The organism is Micromonospora sp. NBC_01392, assembly GCF_045040125.1.
Classification (GTDB): Bacteria; Actinomycetota; Actinomycetes; order Mycobacteriales; family Micromonosporaceae; genus Micromonospora.
The window spans coordinates 3,504,293-3,530,456 of sequence record NZ_CP109549.1 but is presented as its reverse complement, the minus strand read 5'-3'; the positions used below and the strand labels follow the sequence as shown (position 1 = coordinate 3,530,456).

The 26,164-nt window shown below is 72.3% G+C and carries 19 protein-coding genes and 1 pseudogene; 3 read left to right on the top strand and 17 right to left on the bottom strand.

The window, feature by feature from the left end; translation table 11 throughout:
• Positions 1 to 50: 50 nt before the first annotated feature.
• Positions 51 to 662, top strand: coding sequence for a LuxR C-terminal-related transcriptional regulator (locus tag OG767_RS15835; protein WP_405094089.1), 612 nt, complete (start codon positions 51 to 53; stop codon positions 660 to 662).
• Here the strand turns inward: OG767_RS15835 and OG767_RS15830 are convergent.
• The 16 genes and pseudogenes from OG767_RS15830 to OG767_RS15755 form a co-directional block, all read right to left on the bottom strand.
• Positions 558 to 2,372 (bottom strand): ATP-binding cassette domain-containing protein, encoded by a 1,815-nt coding sequence (locus tag OG767_RS15830; protein ID WP_405094088.1) that lies wholly within the window; start codon positions 2,370 to 2,372, stop codon positions 558 to 560. The two genes, OG767_RS15835 and OG767_RS15830, sit on opposite strands and share 105 nt — an antisense overlap.
• On the bottom strand, positions 2,369 to 4,036 hold the full coding sequence (locus tag OG767_RS15825; RefSeq protein WP_405094087.1) for an ABC transporter ATP-binding protein: 1,668 nt from the start codon (positions 4,034 to 4,036) through the stop codon (positions 2,369 to 2,371). Before OG767_RS15825 ends, OG767_RS15830 begins: the two co-directional genes overlap by 4 nt.
• Positions 4,037 to 4,100: 64 nt before the next feature.
• Entirely contained in the window at positions 4,101 to 4,220 is a 120-nt protein-coding gene (locus OG767_RS15820; RefSeq protein WP_269692070.1) for a SapB/AmfS family lanthipeptide, read from the bottom strand.
• Between the two features lie 41 nt (positions 4,221 to 4,261).
• On the bottom strand, positions 4,262 to 4,381 hold the full coding sequence (locus OG767_RS15815; RefSeq protein ID WP_269692070.1) for a SapB/AmfS family lanthipeptide: 120 nt from the start codon (positions 4,379 to 4,381) through the stop codon (positions 4,262 to 4,264).
• 41 nt (positions 4,382 to 4,422) lie between these two features.
• Entirely contained in the window at positions 4,423 to 4,542 is a 120-nt protein-coding gene (locus tag OG767_RS15810; RefSeq protein ID WP_269692070.1) for a SapB/AmfS family lanthipeptide, read from the bottom strand.
• Between the two features lie 75 nt (positions 4,543 to 4,617).
• The gene (gene lanKC, locus OG767_RS15805; RefSeq protein ID WP_405094086.1) at positions 4,618 to 7,167 is read right to left on the bottom strand and encodes a class III lanthionine synthetase LanKC; all 2,550 of its coding nucleotides are present in this window, start codon (positions 7,165 to 7,167) and stop codon (positions 4,618 to 4,620) included.
• An 897-nt stretch (positions 7,168 to 8,064) separates the two neighbouring features.
• Positions 8,065 to 8,236 (bottom strand): annotated as a pseudogene (locus OG767_RS15800) (helix-turn-helix domain-containing protein); the annotation flags it as partial.
• Complete coding sequence (locus OG767_RS15795) at positions 8,226 to 8,390, bottom strand: hypothetical protein (protein ID WP_405094085.1); 165 nt, start codon at positions 8,388 to 8,390, stop codon at positions 8,226 to 8,228. The gene OG767_RS15795 and the pseudogene OG767_RS15800, both read right to left, overlap by 11 nt.
• 135 nt (positions 8,391 to 8,525) lie before the next feature.
• A complete protein-coding gene (locus OG767_RS15790) occupies positions 8,526 to 9,674 on the bottom strand; it encodes a helix-turn-helix domain-containing protein (RefSeq protein WP_405094228.1) in 1,149 nt (382 codons plus the stop codon).
• A 542-nt stretch (positions 9,675 to 10,216) separates the two neighbouring features.
• Positions 10,217 to 11,632, bottom strand: coding sequence for a DNRLRE domain-containing protein (locus OG767_RS15785; protein ID WP_405094084.1), 1,416 nt, complete (start codon positions 11,630 to 11,632; stop codon positions 10,217 to 10,219).
• A 140-nt stretch (positions 11,633 to 11,772) separates the two neighbouring features.
• Positions 11,773 to 16,059, bottom strand: a complete 4,287-nt coding sequence (locus OG767_RS15780; RefSeq protein ID WP_405094083.1) for a discoidin domain-containing protein — start codon at positions 16,057 to 16,059, stop codon at positions 11,773 to 11,775.
• 99 nt (positions 16,060 to 16,158) lie between these two features.
• The gene (locus tag OG767_RS15775) at positions 16,159 to 19,044 is read right to left on the bottom strand and encodes a discoidin domain-containing protein (RefSeq protein WP_405094082.1); all 2,886 of its coding nucleotides are present in this window, start codon (positions 19,042 to 19,044) and stop codon (positions 16,159 to 16,161) included.
• A gap of 157 nt (positions 19,045 to 19,201) precedes the next feature.
• Positions 19,202 to 20,827, bottom strand: coding sequence for a glycoside hydrolase family 13 protein (locus OG767_RS15770; protein ID WP_405094081.1), 1,626 nt, complete (start codon positions 20,825 to 20,827; stop codon positions 19,202 to 19,204).
• Positions 20,828 to 20,885: 58 nt separating this feature from the next.
• On the bottom strand, positions 20,886 to 21,773 hold the full coding sequence (locus tag OG767_RS15765) for a carbohydrate ABC transporter permease (RefSeq protein WP_405094080.1): 888 nt from the start codon (positions 21,771 to 21,773) through the stop codon (positions 20,886 to 20,888).
• A 3-nt stretch (positions 21,774 to 21,776) separates the two neighbouring features.
• Positions 21,777 to 22,736: a carbohydrate ABC transporter permease gene (locus OG767_RS15760; protein WP_405094079.1), complete on the bottom strand. Its 960-nt coding sequence runs from the start codon at positions 22,734 to 22,736 to the stop codon at positions 21,777 to 21,779.
• A gap of 57 nt (positions 22,737 to 22,793) precedes the next feature.
• Complete coding sequence (locus tag OG767_RS15755) at positions 22,794 to 24,170, bottom strand: ABC transporter substrate-binding protein (protein ID WP_405094078.1); 1,377 nt, start codon at positions 24,168 to 24,170, stop codon at positions 22,794 to 22,796.
• A gap of 218 nt (positions 24,171 to 24,388) precedes the next feature.
• On the opposite strand from OG767_RS15755, the gene OG767_RS15750 reads away from it, so the two are divergent.
• The gene (locus OG767_RS15750) at positions 24,389 to 24,793 is read left to right on the top strand and encodes a VOC family protein (protein WP_219469847.1); all 405 of its coding nucleotides are present in this window, start codon (positions 24,389 to 24,391) and stop codon (positions 24,791 to 24,793) included.
• Positions 24,790 to 25,071, top strand: a complete 282-nt coding sequence (locus tag OG767_RS15745; protein WP_405094077.1) for a winged helix-turn-helix transcriptional regulator — start codon at positions 24,790 to 24,792, stop codon at positions 25,069 to 25,071. The genes OG767_RS15750 and OG767_RS15745 overlap by 4 nt, the downstream gene beginning before the upstream one ends.
• Here the strand turns inward: OG767_RS15745 and OG767_RS15740 are convergent.
• A complete protein-coding gene (locus tag OG767_RS15740; protein WP_405094076.1) occupies positions 25,068 to 26,078 on the bottom strand; it encodes a LacI family DNA-binding transcriptional regulator in 1,011 nt (336 codons plus the stop codon). The genes OG767_RS15745 and OG767_RS15740 overlap by 4 nt on opposite strands.
• Positions 26,079 to 26,164: the final 86 nt, after the last annotated feature.

Below are 26,164 nucleotides of genomic sequence, written 5' to 3'. Positions count from 1 at the left end.
CAGTTGTTCACGATAGGTCAGGAAGACGGGGGTCATGGCAGGGAGTCGACATGGTCCGCACGCTGCTCGCGCTCAAGGGACGGCTGGTCCGGGGCGCGCTCGCCCACCTGCTGACCGCCCAGGGCGACATCGACGTGGTCGCTGAGGCGGACACTCCCCACGCCGTCCGGGCCGCGCTGCTCGGCGAACGCCCCGACGTCACGGTGGTCGACGTCGACGTCGTACCGGTGAACCAGCTCGCCCGGCTCGCCGCCGCGGCCGACGGCAGCCACGGCGGCCGGCTGCTGGTGCTGGTGGACCAGCGGCGGGCCGGGCGGCTGCGCGCGATGCTCGCCGAGCATCGCGGGTGGATCGGTTTCCTCAACCACGACGTGCCGCCCGACCGGATCGCCGAGGGGGTCCGGCAGATCGCCGACGGTCAGGTCGTGCTCGACCCGGACCTGGTCGTCGCCGCGCTCGAGGTGGCCGACAATCCGTTGACCCCCCGGGAGCGGGAGGTGCTGGACGTGGTCGCCGAGGGCCTGCCGGTCCGCGAGGTCGCCCAGAAGCTGGGCGTCTCACCGGGCACGGTCCGCAACCACCTGTCCCACATCATGGCCAAGACCGGTGCCCGGACCCGCTGGGAAGCGGTGCGGACCGCCCGGGAGTCCTGCTGGATCTGACCGGTCGCCGCCGCCCTCCCAGTAACCCACCATCTCCCGGTACGCCGCCGAACCGGCCAGCAGCCCGTGGTGACTGTCCAGGTGGGCCTGCCCGCCGTCGAGCAGCAGCACGCGCCGGGCCCGCACCGCCGAGCTGATCCGGTGCGCGATCACCACGAGGGTGCCGGGCCGGGCGGCGAACGCCAGCTCCAGGCGCGCCTCGGTGGCCGGGTCCAGGTGGCAGGTCGCCTCGTCGAGGATGAGCAACGGCGCCGGCGACAGCCAGGCCCGCAGCAACGCCACCTGCTGGCGCTCCCCGGCGGACAGCCCCGCCGGCCGCAGCGTCGCGTCGAGGCCACCGAGCCGGGCCACCAACTCGGCCAGGCCGAGCCGGTCCGCCGCCCGGCTGATCGTCGCGTCGTCCAGGTCCGGCCGCAGGTAGCGGACGTTGTCCCGGACCGTGCCGGTGAACACGTACGCCTCCTGCGGGATCAGCACCCGGCGGGCGGCCAGCTCGGCCGGCGTCGCCGCGCCGGTCGGCGTGCCCGCGACGCGGACCGTGCCCGAGTCGGGGCGCAGCACGCCGGCCATCAGCCCCGCCAGCGTGGACTTGCCGATCCCGCTCGCGCCGACGATCGCCAGGTGATCGCCGGCCGGCACGGTCAGGTCGAAGCCGTCGAGCACCGGCGCGGCGTGCGGCCCGTACCGGAAGGTCACCGCCCGCAGCGACAGCGCGGGCGCGGCGGGATCGGGCGGCGGCGCCGCCGTCGCCACGCCGCTCTCCGCCGGGGGTACGCAGGTGCGCAGCAGCCGGTCGAGGGTGACCACGAAGCGCAGGCCGCCGGCCGCCACCCCCTGGAACAGCGTGTGCAGCGCCGGCTGGATGCCGTGCACGACGTAGACCAGCGCGCCGAGCAGCGCGCCCGCCCCGAGACCGCGCCCGAGCAGCCACGGCGCGGCCAGCAGCAGCACCGGCACCGGCAGCCACCCGCCGACGGCCAGACTCAGGCTGCGCGCGGCGGCCATGGTCGCCAGCCGCCGCTCCACCCGCGCCTGCGCGTCGACGTGCCCACCGAGCCAGTCGACGACCCGGTCCCCGGTGCCGCTGACCAGGACGTCACGATGGCCGCTCACCGCGACCACCGCGTCCCGGCCGAGCCGCTCACCGGCCCGGACGTAGTCGCGTTGCCGGGCCACCATCGCCGGCAACGCCGCGACGAACAGCAGCAGGCCGGCGAGGACCGGCACGGTCACCAGCAGCGCGACCGGGACCGCCAGGGAACAGAGGCCGACCACGGCCGCGCCGGCGGCGAACACGAAGCCCCGGACCACCATCAGCAGGCCGGCCCAGGTGTCCCGGACCATCTCCACCTGGTGGGTCAGCCGGGTCACCGCCGCGTCGTCGACCCGTCCGTCGCCCGCGCCGGCCAGCGTGCCCGCGACGACCCGCCGCAGCAGGTCGTCCCGGAACGGCTCCACCACGTCGCCCAGCAGCCCGTACGCCTGCCGGGTGCCGAGCGCGCCGACCAGCACCGCGAGCGCCAGCAGGCCCAGCCAGAGCAGCCCGACACCGGGCCGGCCGGCGAGGAAGCCGCCGTCCACGGCCCGGGCGGTCAGCAGGCCGGTCAACGCCGCCGGTAGCGCCTCGGCCAGCGACCAGCCGGCCAGCCGCAGCAACGGACGGCGTCGCGTGGACAGCTCCGCGCGGACCACCGCGCCGACGGTGGTCACGACCGGAACACCGCCCGGTACGCCGGGTCGTCCCACAACTCCCGGTGCGGGGCGACCGCGCGTACCCGGCCACCATCCACCCAGGCCACCAGGTCGGCGCGGGCCGCGGTGCCGACCCGGTGGCTCACCACCACCCGGGTACGCCTGTCGTCGCGGCCGGTGAGCGTGTCCACCACCCGGTGCTCGGTCACCGTGTCCAGGCTGGACGTGGCGTCGTCGAGGATCAGCAGCCGTTCGGCGCGCAGCGCGCGGGCCAAACCGAGGCGCTGCCGCTCGCCGCCGGAGAGGGCGAGCCCGGCCAGCGGGGTGCGGTACCGCTCGGGCAGCCGCTGCACCACGTCGTCGACCTCGGCGGCGCGGGCCAGCGGCACCGGGTCGCCGCCGCAGCCGACCGCCGCGCCGACCGTGTCACCGACCAGCACCGGCCGCTCGAAACCGTAGCCGACCGCCCGGCCCAGCGCGGTCGGCGTCAACTCCGGCAGCGGCACGCCGTCCAGGCGTACCTCGCCGGCGTCCGGATCACGCAGCCGGCCCGCGACGGCCGCGAGCAGCGACTTGCCGGCGCCGGACGGCCCGACGACGGCGAGCAGCGTGCCGCCGGGCACCCGCAGGTCGACCCGGTCGAGCAGCGGACGCCCGTCGTCGTCGCGGACCTCCACGCCGCTCAGCTCCAGCCGGCCCGACCCGGGCGGCAGGTCCCGGCCGCCGGACGGGCGGGGCGGCTCGTCGAGGATCTCGGCGGCCCGACCGCAGCCGGCACGGACCCGCACGGCGGTGTTGACGGCGGCGATCGCGGCGCCCAGTCCGGCGCCGATCGTGGCGTACTGGAGGGCAGCCAGCAGTTCCCCGGGCGTCAGCCGACCGGCGGACAGGGACCAGCCGCCGACGGCGACGACCGCCAGTTGCAGCAGCGGGTTCAGCAGGGCGCCCCGGGCCGCCGCGCCGGCGAGCACCCGCCAGGTACGCAGGCCGTGGCGGCGCAGCTCGGGCAGCGGCGCGAGCACCCGCTCGACCTCGTGCCCGGCGGTGCCGGCGGCGGTGATCGTCCGCGCCCCGGCGAGCGCCTCGACCAGTCGTCCGGCCAGGTCGCCCTGGGCCCGCTGGTAGCCGGCGACCGCGCCGGACGCCTCGCTGACGAACCGCCGCAGCAGCACGGCCAGCAGCACCAGCCCGACCACGAACGTCAGGCCGAGCCAGGAATCGAGCAGGGTCAGCGCGACCAGGCTGCCCAGCGGTGGCAGCAGCACGCTGCCGGCGAGCACGGCTGTCGGGGCGGCCTGCCCGGCGTCGGCGACCTGCCCCACCAGCCGGCCGACCAGGTCACCCACGGGCCGGCGGCCCACGGTGCGCGGATCGAGCGCGAACAGGTGACGGATCAGGGCGTGCCGCAGCGCGGCGACCGAGCGGGCGCCGGCCGCGCCGGTGCCGTAGTCGTGGGCCGCCCGCGCGCCGATCAGCACCAGCACCAGGGCGACGACCACCGCGAGCCACCGGCCGGGCGGGGACTGCGGCGCGGCTCCGACGGCGGCGTCCACCGCCCGGCCCAGCACGGTGGGAAGCGCGAGTTGGGCCGCCGCCTCCACCACGGCGAGCACCGCCAACACCGGCGTCCACCAGCCGGCGAACGCGACGGCGCGCAGCGCGAGCCGGTCGGCGGGGGTCATCGGGCCTCCCACGGGCGCGGGCCCCGGACCGGCGTGAGCCGGCCCGGGGCCAAGCGACTGATCGTCAGTTGCAGGTGGTGACGCTCAGCGAGCTGTCACCGCACAGCAGCAGGCTGGCCTGGCTGCCACCACCGGTACGCTCGGCGGCCGGCAGTTCCATCCCCTGGAGGTCGAGCAGAGCCATGTCGCTTCCTCTTTCTCTCGTGACGTCGATGATCGGGCAGGTCAGTTACAGGTGGTGACGCTCAGCGAGCTGTCGCCGCAGAGCAGCAGGCTGGCCTGGCTGCCGCCACCGGTACGCTCGGCGGCCGGCAGTTCCATCCCCTGGAGGTCGAGCAGAGCCATGTCGATTCCTCTTTCTCTCGTGACGTCGATGATCGGGCAGGTCAGTTACAGGTGGTGACGCTCAGCGAGCTGTCACCGCACAGCAGCAGGCTGGCCTGGCTGCCACCACCGGTACGCTCGGCGGCCGGCAGCTCCATCCCCTGGAGGTCGAGCAGAGCCATGTCGATTCACCTCCTTCCACATCTCGATTGATCAGGTCGGGTCGCCCCGGGGGAACCGGGGGGTTCGGTGGCCGTTCAGTCCGCGCCCGCGACGCGCGTCGCGCCGGGCAGCGGAGTCAGGAACGGCAGGTGGAGCGCGTCGTCCGGCCGGGTGGCGGCGAGCGCGGCGAGCACGCCGGCGGTGCCGGTGGCCAGGTCCATGGAGAGTCGCAGCAGTTGGTCGCCGGGGAACGCGGTCCGGTCCCGGTACGGCAACGCGTGCCAGCCGAGCAGCCGGGCCTGTTCCCGGGCCGCGTCCCGCTCCCCCCGCTCGGCGAGGTACGCGACGATCCCGGCGCGGCCGGCGAAGAGGCCGGACTGCGCGTAGAACGGGAAGTCGGCGCAGCGGCGGATCGCGGCGGCCTGGTCGCGTAGCTCGTCGTCGGGCCGGTGCCGCAGATAGTGATCGAGCACCAGTCCGATGCCGACACTGCCCTCGGCCAGGTAGGGCATGGTCCGCCAGCCCTCGTTGACCTCCAGGTGCCCGGCGTCGCGGCGGACGCAGCGGCGGAGATCCTGGCGGAGCGCGGTGCCCGCGTGGTCGAGCAGGTCGTCGTCGCCGTGCCGCTCGTACATCCGCAGCAGCATCAGCGCCACGCCGGCCCCGCCCCGGGTCAGCCCGGCGTACGGGTGCCGCCCGCCGCTGATCTCGGCGACCGAGTCGACATCGCCGAGCCGGCCGACCACCACGTCGACGGCCTGCCGGGCCGCGTCGGCGTAGCGCCGCTCGCCGGTGAGCGCGCCGAAGTGGGCGAGGTTGAGCGCGACGCCGGACAGCCCGCCGGTCAGGTCGTCGCGCAGTTCGGTCCAGGGCTGGTCCAGGCAGAGGTCGAGCAGGCGCAGCGCCTCGTCCCGGTGACCGAGCAGGTCCAGCACGTACGCGATGCCGTGCAGCCCGTCGTAGAAGCCGAGCCGGCTGCCGGAGGCGGGTTGGCGGACCCGGTCGATCAGCCACCGCTCGTGCGCCGGGTCCGTGCCGGCGCCGCTGACGTGCAGCGCCCAGAGCACCCCGGCCGCGCCGTACGCGAGGTTGAGGCCGCCGTCGGCGCCGGCGAACTGGCGGATGTCGCCGGGGAACAGTCGGTCGTCGCGGTGCGGGGTGGCGCTGGCGGTGATCGCCTCGGCGAGCCGGTCGCGCAGGCCCGGCCAGTCGTCCGGATCGATCGTGACCGCGCGTCGCAGGTCCGCCGGTCGGCCGCCCCCGATCACCTCGACCGACTCGTCCAGCAGCTCGCGCGGCACCGGGAAGTTCTCGGCCACCACGTCGGCCAGATGCGCCGCCTTGGCCGGGGCCAGCCGCAGCATCGCGGTCAACGGCAGGAACAGGGCGAGCCGCAGGCAGGCCAGCGCGTACCTGTCGACGTCGACGCCGGTGCGGTCGCGGGGCGCGGCGAACGCCTGGTTGCGCAGCGCGGGCCGGGTCGCCTCGGCGACGTCGGCGGCGACCTCGAAGTCGATGAGCGTCACCGCGCCGTCGTCGCCGACCATGATGTTGAACATGTGCAGGTCGCCGTAGACGACGCCGTGCGCGTGGATGGCGGCGACCGCCTCGGTGACCTGGCGGTGCACGTCGAGCGCCCAGCGGGTGTAGTCGGCCCGGTCGGCGTCGAGGTGCACCAGCGGGTACCGCTCGACGACCACCTGGTTGAGCGGCCGACCCTCGACGTACGCCAGGGCGAGGAACTCGTGCCCGCCGAACTCGAACTCGTCGTGCACCCGGACCAGGTGCGGCACGTCGGCCAGCCGGCGCAGCGTCCGCGCCTCCCGGCGCAGCCGGGTGACCGCGTCGGTGCCGGTGGCGTCCAGTCCGGCGTGCGGCCGGGCCTCCTTGAGCACCACCCGCTGGTCGGTCCGCGTGTCACGGGCCTCGTAGAGGCCGCCGCCGTTCGAGAAGTGGATCACCTTCTCGATCCGGTACGGCAGGTCGGTGGTGCTGGCCGCGTTCCGGGCGGCCAGGTGCGGGGCGAGGAAGTCGGGCAGCGTCACCCACTCCGGCACGTAAAACACCGGGTCCCGCCGGTCCGGCACCAGCGTGCCGTCCGGGGTCTCGATCGCCGGCACGGTCTGCCCGTCGTCGGAGACGCAGTAGCGGGCCGCGAAGCCGCCGTAGCGCAGGTGCACCGGGCCGTCGCCGTAGCGCAGGTCGCTGAGGATGTACGGCCCTTGCTCGCCGTCGAGCAGGTCGGCGAGTTCCTTGGCGGTCAGCTCCAGCTCGGCGTCGTCACGCGGGTAGACGGTGACGAACTTCCCGCTGGCGCCGCGCCGGGCGTACTTGCTGTTGCGCATGAGCAGCAGCCGCGGGCCGCGCAGGTGCTTGAACGCGATGCCACGGGGCCGGCAGTAGTCCGCCACCCGGGCCAGCACGCGCTCCGCGTTGTCGAGCCGGGCCGACACGTGGATCTTCCAGCCCTGCGCGGGGAGCGTCCCGCCGACCGGGCCGTGGATCAGCCAGTCGTCCTTGACCTCGCACTCCCAGCCGTCCGGCACCGGGCCGGTCGGGTAGGCGTCCGCGTCGGCCGTGGTGCCGGCCAGCGAGTCGTAGAAGAGCGGATCGACCGCGCAGTACGAGTCGTACCGTTCGTCCATGTCGGTTGCCTCCACCGGCTGATCGGTTGAGGTCAATCCTGCGGATGGGGGAGGCGCGGGCCCAGTGCGACAAGTCACGACCGACCGATGAGTTTCACCCCCCGAAGTCGTGACAACAGCGGAGTTTGAACTCACGAATACCGCGTGACCAGTCCCGGAGCGCGCCCACCCTCGCCCTCTCCCCGCCGATCTTGGACTTGTGGTGCCGCGGTATGCCGGTTTCGCTCCTTATCGGAGGTGCCACAACTCCAAGATCGGCGCTTCGGTCGAGAGCCTGCGCGCGGCGTCCACCAGATGCGCGGCGCGATGCTCCAGTGGCAGCCGTCCCCGCGATCGCCACCTCGTGCCGGGCCACCGCCTCCGCACCGTCGCCCCGTTCCACGGCGGCGACCACCCGCGCGACGTCCACCGCCGCCGGCCCGAGCGCGGTCCGACAATGGTCGTGTCCGTCGCCCACCCGGGCGGCCATCTCCGCCGCCTCGTCCACCGGCTCACCGGCGGCACGCCCGTCGCCGGCCCGCGCCGCCGTCAACGCCGCCTGCGCCAGCAGCGTCCCGCACAGCGACAACTCCCCGGGCGTACCCGAATCGAGGTCGCGCGGCGCGACCCGCTACGCGGCGGCCGACAGCACCGACCGTGCCCGCGCCGACGCCCGCGGCACCGGTCCGAGCTGCACCGCCGCGCAGGCCGACAGAACCCGGTCCCCGCCGCTGCCGCCATCGCCCGGTCGGCGGCCAGCCAGGCGAGACCCGCCTCGTCCAGCGTGGTCAGCAACGCCGCCGCCACCCGGTACGCGTCCACCACCACCGCCCCGGCCCCACCGGGCCGGCGGCGTGTCCCGGCCGGCCGTCATCCCGTACGTGGACAGGGCCACCCGGATGCGCGCGACGCCCTCACCGCGATCTCCCGGATCGTCGACAACCGTTCTAGGGACCTGACGCCGCGCTCCACCTTGTCCACCCCGCTCTTCGACTTACCCAGCCCGTCGGCGAACGTCTGCTGCGACAGCTTGCGGCGCACCCGCAGGTAGGCCGACGCGTCGACCGATCGGCACCCGCTCACCGGTCACGACGCCACCGCCGGTCCGGCACCGCGCGGGTGGTGTCCTCGACCGGTGTCCGGTCCGCCTCGGCCTGCGCGATGATCCGCTGCCGGGCCGCCTCCTGCTCGGCGGCTTCCGCCTCTTCGCCTCGGTGGTTTTCCTGATCACGCCGGTTGCCCATCGGTGGCCCCTTCGAGATGGGCACGGCGATGGGCCCGCCACCGTCGCGCCGGAAGAAGACGCGACCGATTCACCGCATCCCTGTGATCGGAACGCTACGGAATGTGCAGGGATCGGCTGGAACGCTTACGCACCACTATTGTGTCGTGAGACTCATTCGTTCACAGAGTCCACGCAGCTCCGGTGATGCCGCTCCCCTGCGCAGCAACGACCGCGCCGTTTCGCGGGCCGCGACCGACGAGCGGGCATGTTGCGGGCCGACGCGCTCGGCCGTGAGCAGCATCCGCACCGCCTCACGATCCCGGCCGACCGCCTCGGTGGCGCGCCCCATGTCGAGCCAGAAGTACACCTGCCGCACCGCCGGCAGGCCGGTCAGGTCCACTCCGGCCGCCGCCGCCATGGCCGCCTCCGGACGGCCCGTGTCGAGCAGGAACGCCATCCGCCACATCGCCACGTTCCGTGGCCCCCAGGCCAGGTCCCATCTGTCCGTCTCCCCGGTGTGCGCGGCGATCAGCGCCGCCTCGGCGAGATGCCCCTCGGCGCCGACGAGGTCACGCAGGCCGGCGAGGTGCAGCGCCCGCGCGAGATGCAGGAACCCCAGCACGTCCAACGCCCCTTCCGCCGCGCTGCCCGCGAGGTCGGCCGCCGCCGCGTCACACCACGCCCACGCCGGCCGGTACGCCCCGGAGTAGGCGGACACCCGTGCCCGGTTGGCCGTCGCCACGCCGACCGCGACCGGGTCGTCGAGCAGCCCGGCCGCCTCGGCGCACCGCTCCGCCGCCAGCCAGGCATGGGCCGGGTAGCTCATGTTCAGGAGCGAGCCCATCGCGACGCCGTACACCGGCACCATCTCCGTCAACGCGGCCCGACGATCGGTCAGGCCGTGCATCGCCGGCACCAGATCGACGAGCCGCCGCAGCGCGCCGGCGTAGTCACACCGCCCGTACAGGTCGCGCACCAGAGTCGCCTCACGGTGCACCTGCTCGACCGTGGCAGCCGCACCGGATCGCGCGTCCATGGGCGAATCCATCATGGCCCGCCAGACCCGTTCGGCATCGATGCGGGCGGCGTCGAGCTGCCGATCCGCCGGGGTGTACGCCTGCCCGGTCAGGTCGACCGCCGAGCATTCGAGCGCGGCGGCCAGGTCCACGACCATGTACCGGTCGGTGCGCTGTTGACCGCGCTCGATCCGGGACCAGGACGTGTGCGAGATGCCGGCGCGGCTGGCCGCGTGACGAATGCTCCATCCGCGCAACTCGCGGCGGGCGCGGATGCGGTCACCGATCGACGGATCGGCGGGGACCGGACGGCGAGGCATCAGCGGCGCTCCGATACGACATGAGGATTCTGTCTGAATACGCTGCGACAGGCTGCCACAGCGGACGGTACACGAACCGAGCGCCAGTCTGCGCTGCCGGCACGAGCGGAAACCACGCTCGGAAGGTCACCGCGCGCTCGTGATGACCAAAGCCTGCGACCAGCAAATATGCCCCTACGCCTTCGATCACGCGCCACGGGGTTTGTCTTCTCGGGCGTCCACTGACAGGAGACAACGTGCTCAGACGCTTTGCAACCGCCGGAATCGCCCTGTTGGCCTGACTCGCGGCCACCGGAGCGGTGGCAGTGCCGGCGTACGCCTCGGAACCCGACTGTTCTCTCAATTGTGACGGCGGGGGCGGGGGTGGAACCGGCGACCCCGGCGACCCCGGCGTACAACCTGCAGGGCGTCAACTACGACACCACCAGCACCCGGGGTGGCCCGGTCCGGGCCGGGCCACCCCGCCGTGCTCGCGCCCGAGCGGCGCCGCTCCCTTCAGCCGGCCGGGTTCAGTGGCAGGTGCCGCTGCCGCCGTCGGTGAAGGTCTGCCCGGTCACCGGCAGAAAGCGCCAGTCGTATCCGCCGTTGTACAGGGTGAGCCGCAGGACGCCGTAGGTGGTGCCGTTGCGTACCTCGCTGTTGGGTGCCACGGTGCCGAAGTCCGACTGGAGGGAACGACCGCCGGTGCCCACTACGAACTCGCGGATGCCCCGGGCGGGGTCGGCGGTCCGGTCCGGGGACTGGGGGGCGAACCGTTCGTACTGGTGGGCGTGCCCGTTCAGCACGATCTCGGCGCCGGCGTCGTAGAGCGCCTGGAACAGCGGTAACACGTTGGGCGCCTGCCGCTCGCCGGAGCTGAACAGGGGGTGGTGCCAGTAGGCCAGGGTGCAGCGGCTGGGGTGGGCGGCGAGGTCGGCACGCAGCCACCGCTCCTGGGCCGAGCCCGCCTGGCAGCCACCCACCTTGGCGCAGTTGGAGTTCAGCACGACGATGTGCCAGTCGGAGGAGCCGGGCAGGTCGTACGAGTAGTAGCCCAGTCCGGCAGGGCCGGCCGCCACCCCGAAGTAGGCGAAGTAGGGGGCGGCGTTGGCGGTGAGGTACTCGTGGTTGCCGACCGCGGGACGGGTACGGGCCTTGTGTCGCCCCCAGGTTGGCTGGTAGCAGTTGGCGAACTCGGCGGTGGTGCCGGACTCGTAGACGGAGTCGCCGAGCGTCGCCACCGTGCCCGGTTGGTTGTCCAGGATCCGCGCGGTGTCCTCGTCCCGGTCGGTGGTGCAGCTCGCGATGTCCCCGGCGGCCAGCAGGATGTTGTCGGGGCTGGGGGGCACACCGGTGTCGACGGCGAGTCGAGGCCAGTTCTCGGCGCTCTCCCGGGCGTCGTAGTAGGCACCGTCCGGGTCGGTGGAGGAGATGGCGAAGCTGACCACCATGTTGCCGGTCACCGCGGCGGTCACGTCGGCCTGGTACCAGCGATCGGGCTTGACGATGCCGAACCGGGACAACGGCGATCCGATCGGGGACGGTCGGTTGGCGTAGGTCAACGTCGTCTCGACCCAGTTCGCGCCGGTGCGCTCGATCGTGCCACCCGTGAGGCTGCCCGCGAAGCTCGCGCTGCTGGTGTGCATCACCAACCGGGCATGCACCACGGGTGCGGTCAGGCCGGTGACCGCGAAACTCACGTACGAGATCCGGGTCGGACCCGCGGCCACCGCCAGCCTCGACGACGTGTCGTAGTTCGTGGTGGGCGCGGCGGCGTTGACGTAGCTGTCGTTGGTGGCGGCGAAGACCTGGGTCGTGATGGCCGCCTCGGCAGGCGAGCCGACGGTCAGGGCGGCACCGACCACGACCGCGCTGAGGATCGCGGCGAGCAGGGCGCGGGTGGTCCCGGAGGTCCGGGACGGAACGAGCCGGGTACGGAGGCGCATCCGTGGAGTACACCCGGACCGCCGTGAGCGGGACGTCACCACGTCGACCGGCCCCGGTGACGCTCGAACGCGTCCCCGCTGGGCGTGTGAGAAGGGGCCCCTTCTCTACCGGAGGCGTTAAGAAGGGGCCCCGCCTTACGTCAGTTGCGGGTGATGGTGAATGTGGTGGTGGTGTTCTTGATGTCCTGGGCGTTGTCGGTCAGGCGGAGGTTGGTGAAGGTCGCCGCGCCGACGGCCGGGCCCTGACCCGCCTCGGGCATCTCGTTGACCCAGATGCCGAAGCCGGACTTCGCGTCGAACGCGTCACCGCTGCGCCGCGCCCCGGAGATCGACACGTTGGTGAGCACCGTGTCGGTGATCGGGTTCTCCGGCTGGCTGCCGGTGTACTTGGTCTGGAACATGATCCCGGAGTACGTCGGGTCCACGATGTCCACGTCGCTCACCCGGATGCCCCGGAACTCCTTGGACGCGGAGAACAACCACATCGCCGGGAACGTCTGCGCGCCCCAGAAGTGCCCGCCGGAGCGGATCAGCGAGATGTTCTCGAACCGGGTGGGCGGGCTCGCGCCGAACCCGACGAACGGGTAGCCGAAGTCCAGCGAGCTGATGGTGATGCCCGAGTACGTCAACTGGTCCGCGATGTACAGGTTGCGGAAGATGTTGTCGTAGCCGCCGTACACGGCGAGGCCGGCGGCCCGCCAGGTCAGCGTGGCGGTCAGGTTCTCGAACACGTTGCCGTGGTTGCCGCCGGAGCCGCCCTGGTCGGTGGCGGAGAACAACGCGAACGCGTCGTCGCCGTTGGACCGGCCCTCCGTGTTGGTGACCACCGCGTTGGTGCTGCCGTTTGTCATGTTGACCCCGTCGGCGAACGTGTTGCGGAACCGGCTGTCCCGGATGGTCAGCCCGTCCACGCTCACCCCCCAGTACGCGCAGACGGTGTGCTCCACCCAGACGCTGTCCAGCGTCAGGTTGTCGACGTCCTTCAGCTCGCCCCACACCTTGCCCGGCCCGTCGATCCGGTTGGTGTAGTTGCCGAAGAACGCCAGGTGGGCGAAGGTCGACCCGCTGGCCGAGGACTCGACCCGGAACCCGGCGTCGGTGTTCTGCTGGTTCGTCGGCGTCTGGAAGCGGGTGTACCACATGCCCGCGCCGACGACCTTCACCGCCTTGCCGTACACCTGGAGCTTCTGCGCGGTCTCGTAGGTGCCGGCCGGCAGGTAGACGCCGACAAGCGTGCCGGTGGTGTCCATCCGCACCGCGTCCAGCGCGTTCTGCACGTCGGCGTGACTGAAGCCGGTGGGCACCTTGTAGCGGGTCGGGTCCGGGTTGGCGCGCGGCGACACCAGCTCGGTGTTGACGAAGTCGATCGCGTACGTGGTGCTGTTGGCCGGATCCTTCTGGAGCCGGATCCGGCTGCCCGCCGGGACGGTGGAGTTCAGCAGCACGTTCGCCTCGTCGTAGAGGTGCCGGGGCGCGCCCGCGCTGGGCGAGTCGCTGGGGGCGGCCTCCGCGCCGTACAGCCAGATGTGCTTCGAGGTGAGGCTGATCGGCTTGTGCAGCACGCCGTTGACGTAGACGTTGAGCGTCGAGTCGATCCCGCCGCCACCCGGCGCGTCCGGGATGGAGAAGCGGGTGACGAGCGCGTTCGCGGCCGACTTGGTGGTCCACTCGACGTACGCGCCGGTGGTGTTGAGCGTGACCGCGCGCCGGCCGGACGCCTCGCCGGCCAGATCGCCGATGGTGCGGTTCGGGCCGATGACCTGCGCGCCGCCGCCGACCGAGCCGTCCTCGGCCTCGTACGCGTCGTACCCCAGGTTCGCGCCGCGACCGACGAACAGCGGCCGGTCGCTTGCATTGTTCTGCCGCTTCACCGGCAACTCGTTGGCGTCGTCGGCGAGCACCACCCGGACCGTGTAGCGGCCGTTGGCGGCGGTCCAGGTGCCGAGCGACACCGGGCCGGCGGTGGCCCCGGCGGCGATCGTGCCGGAGTACGAGCCGGTCAGCGTGCGGACCACGGATCCGGAGTCGTTGAGCACGGTGAGCGTGATGCCGTGCGCGCCGCTCGCCGACGCGATCGTGCCCTGGTTGCGCAGCGTCACCGCGAAGCTGACCGTGGCGCCGGCGGCCGGCGTGCCGGGCGACCAGGTCACCGCGGACGCGACCAGGTCGGAGCTGGCCACCGGGCTGACCGGCAACGCGGTCGGGCTGGTGTAGGAGTTGTTCGCCTCGTTCTGCTCGATCACCGTGTTCGACTCGTCGACCTTGGCGGTGAGCTGGTAGCTGCCGGCGTCGCGCGCGCCGATGGTCGCCGAGACGGTGGTGGACGCGCCGGCCGCGAGCGCGCCGACGGCGGCGGTGCCGACCTTCGTCGTACCCAGGTAGAGGTTGACGCTGGTGGCGGCGGACGCCGCGGTGCCGGCGTTGCGCACGGTGGCGGACAGCGTGATCGCGTCGGTCTCGACCGGCGCGGTGGGCGAGGCGGTCAGGGCGGTGACGGTCAGGTCCGGGTTGGCCGCCGGCACGCCGATGACCTGGAACTCCGCGACCTGGCCGTTGGACGAGCCGGAGTTCGCGGTGAACTGCAACCGGACGTCCGCGGTGGTCGCGGAGAGCGGAACGGTCACCGTGTTGCCGGTGTTCGGGTTGAACGAGTACGTCGCGGAGCCGACCAGGCTGGTGAACCCGGACGCGGACTGCTCCCGCCCGAGCACCTGGAACGTCTGGGTACGCGCGCCCCACGCCGGATCCGGGTTGAGCTTCACCACCACCGCGCTGATGCTGGCGTTCGCGCCCAGCGCCACGGTCAGCGTGCTCGGGTACGCGCCCGGCGCGCCCTCCCAGTAGGTGGTGACGTCGTTGTCGACCGCGTTGGCGGCGTTGAACACGTGCACCACGGAGGAGGCGGTGGCCGGCTTGCCGACCGCCAGGTTGGTGCCGCCGGTGGTGCTGCCGGTGCGGGTGACCGTGTTGCTGTTCGCGGACACGTTGCCGGCGGCGTCACGGGCCCGCACCTGGTAGGAGACGGTGGCGCTGTCCGGCTGGCTGTCGGTGTACGTCAGCGTGGAGCCGCCGACGGTGGTCCGCAGCGTGCCGTTGGCCCACACCTCGTAGCCGGTGACGCCGACGTTGTCGGTGGACGCGGTCCAGGTCAACCGGATCTGGCCGCTCGCCGGCTGGGTGTAGGCGAGGCCGCCGGGCGCGGTCGGCGCGGTGGTGTCCCCGGTGTTGCCGGTGCGGGTGACCGTGTTGCTGTTGGCGGACACGTTGCCGGCGGCGTCGCGGGCCCGCACGTGGTACGACACGGTGCTGCCGGCGGGCTGGGTGTCGGTGTAGGTCAGCGTGCTGCCGCCGACGCTGGTGCGCAGCACGCCGTTGGCGTAGATGTCGTAACCGGTGACGCCGACGTTGTCGGTGGACGCGGTCCAGGTCAACCGGACCTGGTCGGTGGCAGGCTCGGTGAACGCCAGGCTGCCCGGCGCGCTGGGCGCCTGGGTGTCGCCGGTCGCCGCGCCGTAGATCTCCAGCTCGGCGAGCTGCCCGGCGGGCCAGGCGCTGTTCGCGGTGAACAGCAGCCGCAGGTAGCGGGTGGACGCGGTGGGCACCGTGACGGTGACCGTGTTGCCGCCGGCCGGGTCGAACGCGTACGACGCGGACGCGACGAGCGTGCCGAACGTGGAGCCGTTGGTGCTGCCCTGCACCGTGAGCGTCTGGTTGCGCGCGCCCCAGCCGCTGGGCAGCCGCAGCACCAGCCGGTTGACGCTGGTCGCGGCGCCCAGGTCGGCCTGGATCCACTGCGGGAACGCGTTGTTCGGGCTCTCCCAGTAGGTGCCCGCGTTGCCGTCGTTGGCGTTGCCGGCCCCGTACACGTCGGAGTGGCCGCTCTCGGCCATCGTCTTGCCGAGCGCCAGGTTGGTCGAGGAGCTGGCCGTGCCGTAGACCTCCAGCTCGGCGAGTTGGGCGGCGGTCCAGCCGGTGTTCGCGGTGACGACGACGCGCAGGTAGCGGGCGTTGGTGGCGCTGAAGCCGAGCGTCACCGTGTTGCCGGCGGCCGGGCTGAACGCGCGGGCGGCCGACGCGACGACCGTGGTGAAGCCGCTGCCGTCGGCGCTGGCCTGCACGGACAGCGTCTGGTTGCGGGCCTCCCAGGCGCCGGGGAGCTTGAGTACCACCTGGTCGACGGCGCGGCTGGTGCCGAGGTCGACCTGCGCCCACTGGGGCAGCGCGCCGCTGCTCTCCCAGTAGCTGCCCTGGTTGCCGTCGGTCAGGTTGGCCGCGACGTAGGGGCCGTTGACGCTGCTGGCGCTGGCGGGGCGGCCGGCGGCGAGGTTCGGACCGCCGGCGGCCAGGGCCGGCGGGGCCGGCGCCGCGGTGACGGCCAGGCCGACCGCGGCGAGCACCGCGACGATTCTGGTACGGAGTCTGGACATGGTGGACGGACACCTTCTTCCCGGGGGACGTGGAGAGGCGTTGACGGAGGTGGGGGATGTGGTGCGGCGGGGACCCGGACCGGTCCCCGCCGCGCCGGGTCAGGAGGCGTAGACCTCGAACTCGGAGAGCTGGCCGGCCGGCCAGCCGGTGTTGCCGGTGAACGTGAGCCGCACGAAGCGGCGGTCACCGGCGGGCAGGGGGATCGACACGGTGTTGCCGCCTGCCGGGTCGAACGTGTAGCCGGCGGACGCCTTGAGCGTGGTGAACGACGCGCCGTCGGTGGAGCCGAGCACGGACACCGTCTGGGTGCGGGTCTGCCAGGCCGCCGACGGCGGCAGCTTGAGCACGACCCGGGCCACCGGCCGGGCGCTGCCCAGGTCCACGGTCACCGACTGCGGGAACGCGCTGTTGGCGCTCTCCCAGTAGGTGTTGGCGTTGCCGTCGACCGTGTTACCGGCGCCGTAGACGTCGGCGTGGCTGGTCTCCGCGACCGGCCGGCCGGCGGCCAGGTTGCCGGTCGGCGGCGCGGTGGTCGGCGGTGGGGTCGACGGCGGCGGGGTGGTGGTGGGCGGCGGGGTGGTCGTGCCGCCGCCGTACACCTCCAGCTCGCTGAGCTGGGCCGCCGGCCAGCCGGTGTTGCCGGTGACGGTGACCCGGACGTACCGGCGGGCGCCGGACGGCAGCGCGATCGAGACGCTGTTGCCGGCCGCCGGGTCGAACACCCGGCCCGCCGACGAGGCGAGCGTGCTGTACGAGGAGCCGTCGGTGGAACCGAGCACGGACAGCGTCTGCGTGCGGCGTTCCCAGCCGGCCGGCAGCTTGAGCACCACCCGGTCGACCGTGCGCGACGCGCCGAGGTCGACGGTCACCGACTGCGGGAACGCGTTGTTGACGCTCTCCCAGTAGCTGGCCGCGTTGCCGTCGACCGCGTTGCCGGCCGCGTACGTCTGGTTGACGCTGGTGGCGGTCGCCGGCCGGCCGAGGGCCAGGTTCCCGCCGGTCGGCGGCGGCGTGGTCGGCGGCGCGGTGGTCGGCGGGGCCGTGGTCGGGGGCGCGGTGGTCGGGGGCACGCTTGTGGGCGGCGGGCTGGACGGGCCGTTGCCCCACTGCGGCTGCGGCCACGGCCCGCAGTACGGGGTGGCCGTGTACCAGCCGGAGTTGCCGCTGCCCTGGGTGATCTGGAAGCCGCTGCCCACGCAGTTGTGCATCGGGTTGGCCTGGGCGATGTTGGTGGCCCGCACGTTCGTGAAGCTGACCTGGCTGGGCGCCTGCACCTGGAGCGCGTACGTGCCCGCGCCGTCGATCCGCACGTTGTTGAACGAGATGCCGCTGGTCTGCCCCTCGATCCAATGCAGCGCCGCGTACGAGCTGTCCAGGATGTCGGTGTCGGTGACGTTGATCGCCGCGCCCTGGATCGGCTCGTTGAGCGCGGAGAACCAGATCGCGCCCACCCCGAACTGCCAGTTGTAGTCGGAGTTGCCGTTGCGGATCAGCGTGTTACGGGCGACCGTGATGGTGCCGGCCACCGCCGTCGACCCGGTGACGCCGGGGTAGCGGTTCGCCACGTGGATGCCGCCGCCGTTGGTCACCGAGTCGGCGGTCACGTTGTCGGCGATGGTGATGTTCCGCCCGCCGTAGGTGACCAGGTGGTTCGCCAGGATCGTCACGCCGATGGTGTTGTGGGTGAACGAGTTGCCGACGTTCGGCACGCTCTGCGCCCACATGGCCAGCGCGTCGTCACCGGTGTTGCGGACGAACGTGTTCGTCACCGTGGAGTTGGTGACGCCCCAGTGGAAGTTCACCCCGTCGGCGGTCTGGTCCAGGATGCGGCTGTTGCGGATGGTGAAGTTGTCCATCGGCCCGTCCATCCAGGCGCCGACCTTGGTGTGCTGCAACCACAGGTTGTCCACCACCGAGTCGGTCATCGCGCCGCCGAGCGCGTTGACCTGGTCCTCGTCGACCCGCTCCCGGATGTCGCCGATGATGGCGAAGTCCCGCAGCGTGACGTTGCGGCTCGGCCCGCCGGCCTCGTGCGAGCGGATCTCCCCGGAGTAGCCGCCGCCGGGCACGTACTTGCCGTAGATGCCGGCGGCGCGCTTGCGGTCGGTGGGGTGCCGGCCGCCGAGGACCGAGTACCACGGCCCGGCGCCGCGCAGCGTCACGCCGTCGACCACCACGTGGTCCCAGAGCGTGAACGTGCCGGACGGGATCCACACCGCCTTCCCCTGCGCCTTGCCGGCGTCCACCGCGGCCTGGAACTTCGCGGTGGAGTCGCTGGCGCCGGTCGGGTCCGCGCCGAAGTCGGTGACCACGTCCAGCACGCCGGACGGCTTGCTGATCGGCGTGGCGACCAGCTCGAAGTCGGCCAGGTCGATGGTGAACGTGGGCGACTGCGCGGTCGAGGAGACCTGGAGGCGGATCTTCGTGCCGGCCGGATAGGTCGTGCCGAACATCGCCCGGGTCTCGTCGTAGAAGTGGTGCGGGTTGGTGTCGCCCGGGTTGTTGTTGAACGGGTAGCCGCCGTAGTACCAGCCGTACCGGGAGGTGACCGGCACGGCCTTGACCAGGGTGCCGTTCGCGCGCAGGTCGATGCTGGCGTCCCGGCCGGTGCCGGCGGCGTTGTCCGGCAGGCTGTAACGGAACGTGACCGCGTTCGCGGGAGCGGCGAGCGTGAACTCGACGTACTCCCCGACCGCGTCGAGCGTGACCGCCTCCCGGCCGGACGCCTCGGACGGCAGCGTGCCGTAGCGTCGGTCCGGGCCGATCTTCGTGCCGGTGTGCGCGGCCTGCTCCGCCTCCTGCTCCCGGAACGGGACGGTGGCGCCGCGGCCGGCGATGTCGAACGGGGACAGCCCGGCGGCCTGCGCCGGGGTGGCGGTGGAGGTCAACGCCACGACGGTGAGTGTCGAGGCGGCGAGCGCGGCGGCGGCCAGGGCCGCCAGCCCGGTGGTGCGGTGGCGGTGCGCGGTGCGGTGCTCGGCCATGCGGGGTGTGCTCCCTTTCGTCGGTGGCCAGGTCCCCCGTTGCGGCGGTGCGGTTCCTTCCTCCCCAGGTGTTCCTGCGGCAGCCGGGACGGGCCGCCGGTCGTGGTGCGGCGCGGTGACGCCGACGGCGGGACGGAGCCGCCGGCGCCACCGCGGTTCAGCGCGATCCGGTACGCAGCCAGACCGCGGTGTCCGGTGGCAGCCGGTCGTCGTCGAGTGGGCCGCTGGCCAGCAGCAACCGGTCGTGCGCGGGCAGCGGCACGGCCTCGCGGCCCAGGTTGACCAGGCAGGCGAAGCCCGGTTCACGGGCGAACGCGAGCACCCCGTCCGGCGCGGGCAGCCAGCGCAACGCGCCGTCACCGAGCGCCGGTTCGGCCTGGCGCGCGGCCAACGCCGCCCGGTACAGCTCCAGCATCGAGTGCGGGTCGCCGGTCTGGGCGCGGGCCGTACGGTCCTTCCAGTCCGCCGGCTGCGGCAGCCACGGCGCGGCGGTGGCGTCGTCGGGGCTGAACCCGAACGGCGGCGTGTCCCCCTGCCAGGGCAGCGGCACCCGGCAGCCGTCCCGGCCCGGGTCGACCCGTCCGGAGCGTTCCCACATCGGGTCCTGCCGCAGCTCGTACGGGATGTCCTCGACCTCCCAGAGCCCCAGTTCCTCGCCCTGGTAGACGTAGGCGGCGCCGGGCAGCGCGAGGCTGAGCAGCGCGGCGGCGCGGGCCCGGCGGGTGCCGAGTTCCAGGTCGGTGGGGATGCCCTCACGCTTGGCGGCGAAGCTGAACGTGGTGTCCGCCCGGCCGTAGCGGGTGACGTGCCGGGTGACGTCGTGGTTGGACAGCACCCAGGTGGCCGGCGCGCCGACCGGCGCGTGTGCGGCCAGCGTGCCGTCGATGCTGTCCCGCATCGCGGCGGCGTCCCAGGCGCAGCCGAGAAAGTCGAAGTTGAACGCGGTGTGCAGTTCGTCCGGGCGCAGGTAGTTCGCGAACCGCTGCCGGTCCGGCAGCCACACCTCACCGACCAGGGCCCGCTCGCCCGGGTAGCTGTCGGCGATCCGCCGCCAGGCGCGGTAGACGTCGTGCACGCCGTCCTGGTCGCGGAACGGGTGCGGCCGGTCCGGGTGGACCTCGGGCAGCGTGCCGTCCTTGACCAGCAGGCCGGCCGAGTCGATGCGGATGCCGTCCACGCCCCGGTCGAACCAGAACCGCAGGACGTCCTCGAACTCGGCGCGCACCCGGGGGTGGTCCCAGTTGAAGTCCGGTTGCTGCGGCGCGAACAGGTGCAGGTACCAGTCGCCGGGCGAGCCGTCCGGGTCGGTGGTGCGGGTCCAGGTCGGGCCGCCGAACTCGCCGGTCCAGTCGGTCGGCGGCCGGGAGCCGTCCGGGCCCCGGCCGGCCCGGAACCAGAACAGGTCCCGTTCCGGCGCGTCCGGGCCGCCGGCCAGCGCCGCCTGGAACCACGGGTGCGCGTCCGAGCAGTGGTTGGGCACCACGTCGACGATGGTCCGGATGCCGAGCGCGTGCGCCTCGGTGATCAGCGCCTCGACCTCGGCGAGCGTGCCGAAGACCGGGTCGATGTCGCGGTAGTCGGCCACGTCGTAGCCGGCGTCGGCCATCGGCGACGGGTACCAGGGGCTGAACCAGATCGCGTCGACGCCGAGCGCGGCGAGGTGGTCCAGGCGGGACCGGATGCCGGCGACGTCACCGATCCCGTCGCCGTTGCCGTCGGCGAAGCTACGCGGATAGACCTGGTAGATCACCGCGGAGCGCCACCACGGGCTAGTGTCGACCATGGACACGGTCACCTGCTTTCTGCGGGTCGGTTCTGATACGACGGGCGGCGGTGCCCGGTCAGCCCTTGAGTCCGCCGGTGGTCAGGCCGGACATGATGTTCCGTTGGAAGATCAGGAACAGCACGACGGTCGGGATCGCGGCGATCACCGACGCGGCGATCACCACGTTCATCGGGGTGCCGCCGGCGAAGGCGTAGATGCCGACGCTGACCGTGCGCGTCTCCGGCGACGGCATGACCAGCTTCGGCCAGAGGAAGTCCTTCCACACCGCGGTCACCGCGAAGATCGCCACCACGCCGAGGATCGGGCGGGACATCGGCAGCACGATCGACCAGAGCGTGCGCAGCGGTGACGCGCCGTCCATCACGGCGGCCGACATCAGGTCCTCCGGGATCGAGTCGAAGAACCGCTTGAGCAGGAAGATGTTGAACGCGTTGGCGACCAGCGGCAGCCAGATCGCGAACGGTGAGTCGAGCAGGTTGACGTGCACGATCGGTAGGTCGATCACGGTCACGTACTGCGGGACGATCAGCACCATCGCCGGGATCATCAACGTCGCCAGCATCAGGCCGAGGATCACGCCACCCAGCACCGGGCGCAGCTTCGACAACGCGTACGCGGCGGCGGTGTCGAACACGAGCTGGAACAGCACCGCGCCGGTGGCGTAGTAGAACGTGTTGAACAGCAGTTTCGCCAGGTCGAGGTTGGTCCACGCGTCGACGTAGTTCTGCGGCTGCGGGTCGCGCGGGAACAGCGACGGCGGCGTCTGCGCGATCTCCTGGCCGCTCTTGAGCGCGCCGGTGACCATCCAGTAGAGCGGGCCGAGGAAGACCAACGTGAACGCCACCACCACGACGGCGAGCACGGCCCAGTAGAGGACCCGGCCGCGTCCGCGCCGCAGTTGGGCCGGGGAGATGAGGGTACGGGTGGTGGAGTCGACTGCCATGTCCTAGTCCTGTCTCGCGGTCAGTCGCACGTAGACGGCGGAGAACCCGGCCAGCACCACCAGCATGATCACGCCGAGCGCGGCGGCGCCGTTGAGATCGTTCTGGAAGAACCCGTGCTGATAGATCAGGTACGCCACCGACGTCGCCGAGTCCTGGGTGCCGGCGCCGTTGGCGAGGATCAGCGGCTCGATGAAGAGCTGCATGGTGGCCACGATCTGGAGCATCGCCAGCAGCGCCAGGATCAGCCGGGTCTGCGGGATCGTCACGTGCACGATCCGCCGCCACACGCCGGCGCCGTCGATCTCGGCGGCCTCGTACAGCTCGCCGGGGATGTTCTGCAACGCGGCCAGGTAGATCAGCACGGCGCCGCCCATGTTCATCCAGGTCGACGCCAGCACCATGGCCGGCATCGTCATGGTCGGCGACTGCATCCACTCCGAGGTGGGCAGCCCCAGCGCGGTGAGCACCGCGTTGAACAGTCCCGCCTCGCTCGGGTCGTACGCGTAGAACTTGAACAGGAACAGCGCGGACGCCGGCGGCAGCATCACCGGCAGGTAGACAAGCACCCGCAGGTAGCCCTTGGCGTGGCGCAGCTCGTTGAGCAGGATCGCCACGAAGAACGGCACCGCGTAGCCGAGCACGAGCGCCAGGCCGGTGAAGACGAACGTGTTCTTCCAGGCGGTCCAGAAGCTCGGGTCGGCGATGATCCGGGTGTAGTTGTCCCAGCCGACCCAGGTGGTCTCGCCGCGCCGGGTGCGCTGGAAGCTCATCACCACGCCACGGACCATCGGGTACCAGGAGAAGACGGCGAAGCAGGCGACCGCGCCGATGAGGAACGTGTGCCCGGTCAGGTTGTCCCGTACCTTCCGGCCGAGCCCGGCGCGGCGCGCGGTGGTCTGCCGCGGTGGCGGTGCGGGACGGCCGGGCCGGCGGGTGGCACCCGGGGCGGTGGTGAGCGCCAAGGCAACTCCTGCGGTAGTGGGTGGGGGCCGGCGCGGCCGGCCCCCACCCCGGTCGGGTCAGCTACCGGCGGCGAGGAGCTGGTTGACCTTGTCCTCGGCGGTCTTGAGCAGGGCGTCGATGTTCGCGTTCGGGTTGGTCAGCACCCCGGACATCGCGGCGTCGAGCACCGCGTAGATGGCCTGGGCGTTGCGCGGCTCCCCCTTGATCGGCACCGGGTTCGCCTCGAAGGCGGTGAAGTTGGTGGTGTCCACGTTGGCGTTGGCCTTGCGGAGGTCCAGCTCCTGCTTCTGCGCGTCGCTGCCGTTGGTGAACAGCAGCGGCTGGGGCAGACCGACCGGGTAGTTCTGCGGCTTGGCCCGGACGTAGTCGAACTGGCCCTTGCCGGGCGTGAGCTTCTGGTACGCGATCCACTTCAGACCGGCCTTGACCTGCTCCGGGCTCAGGCCCTTCTTGAAGAAGTAGCCCTCGCCGCCGCCGAGCGTCGCCTTGGCGGGCCCGTCCTGGCCGGGCAGCGGGCCCATCGCCCAGTCCTGGTACTTGCCCTGGAACTGGCTGACGATCGCCTGGGTGGCGTCCGGCGCGCCGATGAACATGCCGACCTTGCCGGCGCCGGCGTTGGTGAGCAGGTCACCCCACTGGAGAAGCTGCCGGCTGCCCATGCTGTTGTCGCCGTAGCGCATGTCCTTGAGGTTCTGCAGGACCTGCTTGCCCGTCGGGTTGTTGAAGTCGGCCTTCTTGCCGTCGGCGCTGAGCACCTGGCCGCCCTGGGAGTAGAGCAGCGAGGTGAAGTGCCAGCCGCCGGTGTTGCCGGCGCTGTACTCGGAGTATCCGGCGACGCCGCCGCCGAGCGCGGAGATCTTCTTGGCCGCGGCCCGCACCTCGGGCCAGGTCTTCGGCGGGTTGGCCGCGTCGAGCCCGGCGCGCTGGAACAGGGCCTTGTTGTAGATCAGGCCCATCGAGTAGTTCTTCACCGGTACGCCGTAGAGCTTGCCGCCGTCGGTGAAGACCTCCTTGAGCGCCGGGTCCACGCTGTCCCAGGTCGGGATGGTGTCCTTGGTGGCGTACCCGGTGATGTCCATCGCCTGGCCGGAGTCCAGCACCTGCTGGAGGTCGGTCATGTAGCCGTAGAAGACGTCGGTGACGGTGCCGCCGGCGAGGCGGGCGGTGAAGTCCGGCGGGTTGTTGCACTGCTCACCGACGCTGACGCTCTTCACCACGATGGTCGGGTTCTGCCGCTGGAACTCGGCGACGTCGTCGTTCCAGTTCTTCAGCAGTTCCTTCTGCGCGCCGACCGGCTGGCAGTCGACAGTGATGGTGACCTTGCCGCCGGCGTCGGCGGAGTCGTCGCTCTTGGTGGAGCACGCCGCGAGGCTGAGCCCGAGGCCGGCCGCGAGCGCCGCCGCCGCGACCTTCCGATATTGCGGTACGGACATCTGTCCATCCCTTCGGGAACGGTTATATCGATGACCTGCACTGGTGTGGGTGACCCCCGGTGAGTGGAGTCAATGTAGCGACGCCGACTCTTCACGGCAAGGTTTCAACGTGATGACGAAAGAACACGACTTGATGACGGATGATCGGGACGATCACGGCAGCCGAGCCCGGCGCGTGCCACTTGACGGTCTACTTGCATTTTGCAAGCATGGCTCCCATGAGCCTCTTCATCACCTGCCCGGTCGAGAGCGTCGAGCGCGCGACCGCCTTCTACACCGCCCTCGGCTGGACCCTCAACGCCGAGATGTCCGACCACAACGTGTCGTGCTTCGCGATCGCCCCCGAGCAGTACGTCATGCTCGGCAGCCGCGAGATGTACGCGAGCGTCGGCGGAGTCGAAGAGCTGATCGGCGGACCTCGGACGCCCTCGAAGGTCACGGTCTCGTTCGACCTGGGCAGCCGCGAGGCGGTCGACGAGCTCGTCGACCGCGCCGGCGCCGCCGGCGGGCGGATCGGCGACACCGACGACTACCCCTTCATGTACCAGCGCCAGTTCGACGACCCCGACGGCTACCACTACTCACCGTTCTGGATGAAGACGGACGCCGATCCGACCGCGTGAGCGACCTCGCCGCGGCCCTCGACATCGTCGGAGCACGGTGGGCCCTGCTCATCGTGGAACGGCTGCTCGACGGGCCACAACGCTACGGCGATCTGCAGCGTGACCTCGGCGCGCCGACGAACATGCTCGCGACACGCCTGCGCGAACTCGAAGCGGCTGGCGTGCTGTTCCGCCTGCCGCTTCGACACAACACCCGGGCCTATGCGCTGACCGATCGCGGGTTGGCCCTGCGCGAGGCGATCGTCGCGCTCGGCACCTGGGGCAGGAACGACGCCTAGGAAGCGTCTCTGCGGGGTGCGGGGGCGGTGGAGCCGCGTACCACCAGCTCGGGCTCGAAGAGCAGCTCGTCGTGCAGGACGCCGGCGCCCTCGATCTGGGTGACCAGCAGGTCCACCGCGGCCTGTCCCATCGTCTCGATCGGCTGCCGGACCGTGGTCAGCGGCGGATCGGTGCAGGTCATGAACGCGGAGTCGTCGAAGCCGACCACCGACACGTCGGCCGGCACCGCGCGGCCGAGCCGGCGGGCCGCCCGGATGGTGCCGAGCGCCAGCACGTCGCTGGCGCAGACGATGCCGGTCACCCCGCGCTCGATCAGTTTGGTGGCGGCGACCCGCGCCCCCTCCATGGAGAAGCTGGACCGCTCGACGAAGCGGCGGTCCGCGCCCCAGCCGGCGGCCCGGACCATGGCGTCCAGCTTGCGCCGCGAGGGCACGTGGTCCTCCGGGCCGAGCACCATGCCGATCCGCTCGTGCCCGAGCGAGCGCAGGTGCCCGTACGCCTGCTCGACCGCGACCGCGTCGTCGGTGGACACGCGCGGGAAGCCCAGCTCCTCGACGCCGGCGTTGACCAGGACCACGGGCAGGCCCCGGTCGGTCAGGCGCCGGTAGTGCTCGTGCGAGGCGTCGGCGAGCGCGTACGAGCCGCCGGCGAAGATGACGCCGCTGACCTGGTGGTCGAGGAGCATCTCCACGTAGCCGGACTCCGGCACGCCGCCGATGGTGCGGGCGCAGAGCGCCGGCGTGAAGCCCCGTTGGGCGAGGGAGCCGGTGACCACCTCGGCCAGCGCCGGGAAGATCGGGTTCTGGAGTTCCGGCAGCACCAGCCCGACCAGTCGGGCCCGCTCCCCGCGCAGCTTCGTCGGGCGCTCGTAGCCGAGCACGTCGAGCGCGGTCAGCACGGCCGTGCGGGTCGCCTCGGACACGCCGCCTCGGCCGTTGAGCACCCGGCTCACGGTCGCCTCGCTGACACCCGCCTTGCGGGCCACCTCCGTCAAGCGCTTCGTCACCGCGGCATCGTACGTCAGATTCTTGCAAGAAATGAACAGCCACTCGGCATCGCGCCGGCCCAACTCCGCCGTCGCGCGGCCGAAAG